The organism is Dehalococcoidales bacterium (genome assembly GCA_030698765.1).
In the GTDB taxonomy this organism is placed as follows: Bacteria; Chloroflexota; Dehalococcoidia; order Dehalococcoidales; family UBA2162; genus JAUYMF01.
The window spans coordinates 1-6,792 of the sequence record JAUYMF010000110.1; the positions used below are offsets into that span (position 1 = coordinate 1).

Consider the following 6,792-nt stretch of genomic DNA (forward strand, 5'->3'; position numbering starts at 1 on the left):
TCTTCATCGGCGCGGCGGCCAACCCCTTCGCTGACCCCTTTGAGTACCGTGTGGACCGCTTAGCCAAGAAGATTAAGGCCGGCGCTGACTTTATTCAGACGCAGGCGGTCTATGACGTGGCCAAGTTTGCGCGGTACATGAAGATGGTTACTGACCGCGACCTGGACAAGCAGGTGCATATCCTGGCGGGCGTGATCCCCATCCGCTCGGCCGGCATGGCCCGTTACATGAAGAACTCGGTCCCCGGGGTCAGCGTGCCTGATGAGATTATTACCCGGATGGCGGCCGCCAAAGACACGGCCAAGGAAGAAGGGATAAAAATCATCCTCGAGATTATCGAGCAGATCAAGCAGATTCCCGGGGTTCATGGCATTCACATCATGGCGGTGGGCTGGGAAGAGATTGTCCCGGAGCTTGTCGAGAAGGCGGGATTGATGCCCAGACCCAGGTTATAATTCCATAGGGCTGCTTTCCTCTTAATGTCACTTCTGGCTGAGCGCCGCGTATCTTGAGCTCGCTCTAACGCCGTATTCCTCGTTTTAGCTCCTCCATTCCTATCCTTCAAGGCAGGGTAATTTTATCATTTTTATCCTTTTGGCTCGTTGACTAATCATGGGGCAATACTTATCATGTAATTTGAACGGCTCACGCCGGAGATTCCAGATGATAAAGAAAGTACTTGCGGTAATAGTGGGGATGCTGCTGGTGTCCGGTTTGGGATACTCAGGAGCATCCGGTTTCACCCTGAACCCACCGGCTCTGGCTGCCCCCGGCAGGAACACAGCCGGAAGTGATGAGATTACCGGGGTGGGGCAGTTTCAGGTATCAACTTCAAATCCCGACTTCGTTATCGAGGCGATGACCTGGTCACCGTTAAGTCCGTCAAAGGGTGATAATGTAACCTTCACTGTCACCGTAAAAAACCAGGGTAATGCTAAATCCTTCTCCTCTCTTGTTTCTTTCTATGTTGACGCTAGTTTCAAAGAAGAGCAGTCCGTGCCGGGTTTAGAGCCGGGCGGCCAGGCAGTGAAGACCTTCACCTGGACAGCCCAATCCGGCTCTCACCTTTTCAGGGTAATTGTTGACGAGGGGAACTGGATTCCGGAAATTGATGATTACAATAATGATATGACGGTGACCGTAGTAACCATACCTCCCGACCTCATTGTCCAATCGATAACCTGGTCTCCGGAATCTCCGGTTGAAGGAGATAACATGACCGTCACGGTGACGATCATGAATCAAGGGAGCGGTAAGGCGGACTATTCCAGCGTAGCTTTCTTTGTTGATGATGACCGGCTGGATTTTGCCACCATTTCTCCAATAGACCCCGGTGGGACTGTAAATCAGACCTTCAACTGGTTTGCCCAGGCGGGCACTCATAGCATTAAGGCGGTTGTTGACCTGTACGACAGGGTTATTGAGAGTGATGAGAGCAATAATGAAAAGATGGTAACCCTCCCCACCCTTGCCCCTGACCTCATCATCCAGAGTATTACCTGGTCACCGGACGAACCGGTAGTCGGCGAAACGGTGACTTTCAGTATCACCATAAAGAACCAGGGGAAAGCCGGGACGGGTTCCTCCATTCTGGAACTCTATGTTGGTAACTTCTATAGTGAGTCTCAGGATGTTCAGGCGTTGGCTGCGGGAAGTTCAGTGACGAAGACATTCGCCTGGTCGGCTAATACAGGTTCCCATGCTGTTAAGGCAGCTATCGATCCTCAGAACAGGGTTGTTGAGAGTGATGAGAGCAACAATGAGAAGACGATAACCTTCTCGGATGCTCCTCCGCCTGACCTCGTTATTCAGGGTATTGCCTGGTCACCGCCGGAACCATCGCCGGGTGAAAAAATGTCCCTTGGTGTGATTATTAAAAACCAGGGGCAGGGTATCTCCAGTGACTTCCACGTCGCTTACTATGTAGATGATATTCTCGTGACTCTGGTCCCTGTCAGGTCGCTGGCGTATGGCGCAACCGAAAACAGGACCTTCAGCTGGATTGTTGAGGCGGGCACGCATTTCCTCAGGGTAGTTGCCGATGCCAACTCGGTAGTTGCTGAAGATAATGAGACCAATAATGAGGCGACGGTAATCTATCCTCCCCCTGCTGACCTTGTTGTCCAGGGGATAGCTCGGTCACCGTTGAACCCTTCAGCCGGCGATAACATGACTTTTACGATAACGGTAAAAAATCAAGGTAGTCTCAGGGCGGATTCCGTTCGTCTGGCCTACTATATCGATGATACCTATCTGGCTCTGGTTTCCATTGGATCACTGGAGCCGGGGGCGGCTGATAACGTGACCTTCGGTTGGACCGCCGAGGCCGGCCCCCACGCCGTAAAGGCGATTGTCGACTCCCTGGACAAAATTATCGAGGCTGATGAGGAGAATAATGAGAAGGTGCTGACCTTTCTGGTCTATCTGGGGGTGACGCCTGTCCAGGAACATGCCTCCGAGCCTGCTTCTGAAACCGCCGTGCAGCCACGCGTGGCCCCGCCGGTACAGCCAGTGGCCGCTGATGTACCGCGGCGCAAGACTTCAGCGCAGCTATGGATTTTTCTGGTACCGGTTGTTTTGCTGGGCGGGGCGCTGGTTATCTTCTTCAAGAAGACCCAATAGCGGGTGGCGTTTAACTCTAAGGGTGGGGGATGACAGGGAGGCATCTGGTCTAATTCAGGCTATTTACTTAGGAGACTTCCTTTAGAACCGGTTTCTGCGCTGGCTTTTTTCGCCTTCTCCACCCGAGTACCTCCAGCAGGTCGCCGATAGCCTTGTTCTGTTGTGTCTCACTGCGTAGCGGCAGGTCAGGATTAATCCTGTACTTGATACGGCGCCCCTCCTTTTTCTTGGTCACGTAGCCATCAGCCTCAAGGTCAGCGATGATATTGCGCGTTGCCTTTTCCGTGATGCCTAGCGTTGAGGAAATATCCCGGCCGGTAATACGTGACTGCTGGGCGATTAAACACAACACCAGGGCATGATTGGTAAGAAATTTCCATCCCGGCACACTGGCACCTCCTTACTGAAATTTTCCTCATCAAATAAACTATTTTTCCCCCGAAAAAAATAATCTAAAGCCTATTGACAAGCGGAAGTTACGATGTATAATTTATTTATGAAATAAAATTCCTAAATAATATAACAGAAATATAAGGTTATTACAAGTAGTTACTCAGCCGTGACTTCGTCCAGGCAGGTATTGTCCGGGAATCAAAGAATGGAGAGAAAGGGAGAGTGAAAGCAACATCAGTGGCCATCAAGAATCAATCTGTATCCCGACCTGTGGAACATCCAATGGAGAACGGTAACCAAAATGATACTGAAGGAGAACCTCCAGGCCACCCGGTTATTGCGGCTGGGCTTGAGGATGAGCCTCCCGGTACAGGAACCACGAGCCGGTACCGGGTTTCCAGGCATATCCCGGATAGTGCCTGGAATGACTGGAAGTGGCATTTCCGGCATAGAATTACCACGGTTGACCAGCTGAAAAAGTTTATCCCGTTATCACCGGAAGATCTGAAGCAACTCAGGCTGGTGACCATGCGCTACCCCCTCTCGATAACCCCTTATTACCTCTCACTAATCAACCCTGATGATCCTGATGACCCGATAAGGAAACAGGCGGTACCCTCCATCATGGAGATGACCATGGGGACAATAGGGATGGAGGACCCGCTGGCGGAAAAGGAGGACTCCGTAGTTCCCGGCCTGGTGCACCGCTATCCGGACAGGGCGCTGATGGTGCTTACCGATATCTGTCCCATGCTCTGCCGTCACTGTACCCGTAAGCGGGAATGGCGGCACGGCGGCTGGGTGCGTTCCCCCGATGAGATTGGAGCCATGCTGGAATATTTACGTCGTAATAAGGGTATCAGGGACGTTATCATTTCCGGCGGTGACCCACTGACGCTTTCTACCTGCCGTCTGGAGGAAATCATATCAGCGGTAAGAAGAATAGAACATATTGAAATAATACGTATTGGTACCAGGTTCCCCGTGGTATTGCCCCAGCGGATAGATGCGGAGTTGTGTTCCATGTTATCCCGGTATGGCCCAATATGGCTGAATACCCACTTTAACCACCCCCGTGAGATAACCTCGGAAGCGGCTGAGGCCTGTGATCGTTTGCTGCGCAGTGGTATTCCGGTCAATAACCAGTCCGTCTTGCTGCGCGGAGTCAATGATACCGTTGAGACCCAGCTAAAACTATGCCAGGGTCTGCTCAGGACAAAGGTGCGGCCGTATTACCTGTTCCAGTGTGATGAGGTGCAGGGGACAGAGCACCTGCGTACCGAGATAGCGGTCGGGGTGAAGATAATCGAAGGGATGCGGGGGCACACCTCAGGGCTGGCAATACCTACCTTTGTTATTGACCTTCCTGACGGTGGAGGCAAAGTACCCTTGCAGCCGGACTACATACTGGGGCAAAGTGAAGATGAGTTACTACTGAGGAACTACCGGGGAGATATTTTTCACTACCGGAACCCCGGAAAATCAACCTGCTCTGATCTCTTCGCCAAGGTCCCGGTGGTGAAAACGGCGGTAGAGCCGCACGATGAGGCTGCGTCTAAATATAACCATAGAGGAGTCCCTGATGCGCATAGGATTAGCGTATGATCTTAAGGAAGCGATACCGGTAGAAGGGGGCGGCCCCGATGATGCCCTTGAGGAGTATGACTCAGCGGCTACGGTAGAGCTGATAGCGGCGGCGCTGAGAGTCAGGGGCCATTCGGTCATCATGCTGGGTGGGGGCAGCGTGTTTCTGGACAATATCCGGCGCGAAAAGGTGGATATTGTCTTCAATATCGCTGAGGGCAGGGGTAGCTACCGCAGCCGGGAAGCTCAGGTGCCGGCTATCCTGGAGATGCTGGATATACCATACGTCGGCTCGGACCCTCAGTGCCTGGCAATTTGCCTGGATAAAGCGGTTACCAAGAAACTGGTGGTCGCTGACGGTATTGTTACCCCGGAGTGGCGCGTAATCACTGATGGGGAAGAGCTTGCCCGGATATCCTGGAATGACTTTCCCTTTCCGGCTATTATCAAACCGGCCTATGAAGGTTCGAGTAAAGGTATCCGCCTTGATTCAATTGCGCATACGGCGGAGCAGGTCACTGCGATGGCGCGAAAACTGTTATCCCTGTACTGTCAGCCGGTGATGGTGGAGGAGTTCATCGCCGGGGATGAAATTACCGTGGGCATTGTGGGCAACTCCCCGCCGGAAGTGGTGGGACTGATGCGTGTCCTGTCACGGAGAAATGAGGCGTTCTTTGTCTACTCAGTGGAGGTAAAAAGGGACTGGAAAGTCCTGGTTGATTATGAATGTCCTGCCCGTGTCGGCGAAGCGGTGTGGGACAGGATATCGGCGGCCAGTCTCAAGGTTTTTAAGACGCTGGGGTGCCGTGATTTTGCCCGGCTGGACTTCAGGGTCAGCCGGGAAGGGATACCCTATTTTCTGGAAGTAAACCCTTTGCCCGGTCTGGGGACTCACAGTGACCTGGTTATTATGGCTCAAAAGATGGGCCGGGCGCATCAGGAACTGATATGCGCCGTGCTGGATAGCGCCCTGGGAAGGTACCCGCAATGCGTACGCGTATAGCTATCGTCTACAACAAACCGTGCCCTTCACGCTATGACGCCACCGGTGAGACGAAAGCCGTGGTTGACGTTCTTCAGTCGGTAGACGCGGTGTACCAGGCTTTACTTGAGCTTGGTTATTACGCGGTCCGGGTGCCGCTGTCACCACCCGTGGAGCGGGTCAGAAGAGACCTCAACTCTCTGGATGTAGACCTGGTTTTTAACCTTTTTGAGGGTTTTTGCGGCTATCCTGAGACGGAAGTGTTGGTTCCCGAAACCCTGGAAGAGATGTGGATAGCCTGTACCGGCTGTCATGGAAGTGTGTTGAAGCTGACGATAGATAAGGCCAAAGTAAAGGCGATGATGAAGGCCGCCGGGATCCCGACACCGGATTTCCAGGTGCTCAACCCCCGGATAATGCATATGTTCCAGCTTAAATATCCGTGTATTGTCAAGCCACGGGGCGAACATGCCAGCCATGGTGTCAGCGAACGGAGCGTGGTCAACAATTTCACTTCGCTGGAAAAACAGGTGAAGGCAGTGAGCGAAACTTATGGCGGTAGCGCCCTGGTGGAGGAGTTCATCGATGGCCGCGAATTCAGTATTACCGTTCTGGGTAACTCCTCGGAGAGCGTACTACCCGTGTCTGAGATAATCTATTCGCTGCCGCCGGGGATACCCAGAATCCTCACCTTTGCGGCTAAATGGGAGGCTGATAGCCCTTACTTTCATGGTACCGGAGTGGTCTGTCCGGCTGAAATTACCGCCGGCGAGCGGGAGTGCTTTTCCGGACTGGCGCAGGCTGCCTTCCGCTTCCTGGGCTGCCGGGGCTATGCTAGAATAGACCTGCGGGTGGATGAGGCGGGACAAATAAAGGTTATCGAGATTAATCCTAACCCTGATATTTCTCCGGGTTCAGGGGCAGTACGGCAGGCAGCGGCGGCTGGCATGACTTACAACCAGTTTATCGAAAAGATTGTAAAACTGGCATTAGAGGATGGGTACTATGAGAAGCGAGGTTCGCCGTATGTCAGTAAAAGACAAACCGGCCCTGATGGAGATACTGCGGCACACACCCGAATTCAAACCGCCTGAAGTGGTGGTGGCTGAGGAAGTGATCAATGCCTGCTTGCATGACCCCGCAAGCTCAGGGTATTATACACTGGTAGCTGAGGTTGATTCGGCTATTGCCGGTTATATCTGCTATGGTCC

At 52.8% G+C, this 6,792-nt stretch carries 6 protein-coding genes; 5 read left to right on the plus strand and 1 reads right to left on the minus strand.

Translation table 11 applies throughout. The annotated features are described in order from the left end of the window. Together Q8Q07_05490 and Q8Q07_05495 are read left to right on the plus strand one after the other, a co-directional pair. Nucleotides 1-455, plus strand: a 455-nt coding sequence (locus Q8Q07_05490; GenBank protein MDP3879743.1) for a methylenetetrahydrofolate reductase, incomplete at its 5' end; no start/stop codon positions are given. A 208-nt stretch (nt 456-663) separates the two neighbouring features. Then, nucleotides 664-2,622, plus strand: a complete 1,959-nt coding sequence (locus Q8Q07_05495) for a CARDB domain-containing protein (protein MDP3879744.1) — start codon at nt 664-666, stop codon at nt 2,620-2,622. A gap of 67 nt (nt 2,623-2,689) precedes the next feature. Here Q8Q07_05495 and Q8Q07_05500 read toward each other — a convergent pair whose 3' ends face one another. Next, on the minus strand, nt 2,690-3,010 hold the full coding sequence (locus Q8Q07_05500; protein MDP3879745.1) for a helix-turn-helix domain-containing protein: 321 nt from the start codon (nt 3,008-3,010) through the stop codon (nt 2,690-2,692). Between the two features lie 287 nt (nt 3,011-3,297). Between Q8Q07_05500 and Q8Q07_05505 the strand changes: the two genes are divergently transcribed. From Q8Q07_05505 to Q8Q07_05515, 3 genes are read left to right on the plus strand one after another with little or no spacing between them, the layout of a single operon-like run. Then, on the plus strand, nt 3,298-4,620 hold the full coding sequence (locus tag Q8Q07_05505) for a KamA family radical SAM protein (GenBank protein MDP3879746.1): 1,323 nt from the start codon (nt 3,298-3,300) through the stop codon (nt 4,618-4,620). Further along, entirely contained in the window at nt 4,598-5,602 is a 1,005-nt protein-coding gene (locus Q8Q07_05510; protein MDP3879747.1) for a D-alanine--D-alanine ligase, read from the plus strand. Before Q8Q07_05505 ends, Q8Q07_05510 begins: the two co-directional genes overlap by 23 nt. Beyond that, the gene (locus tag Q8Q07_05515; protein MDP3879748.1) at nt 5,587-6,675 is read left to right on the plus strand and encodes an ATP-grasp domain-containing protein; all 1,089 of its coding nucleotides are present in this window, start codon (nt 5,587-5,589) and stop codon (nt 6,673-6,675) included. The genes Q8Q07_05510 and Q8Q07_05515 overlap by 16 nt, the downstream gene beginning before the upstream one ends. Nucleotides 6,676-6,792 lie beyond the last annotated feature (117 nt).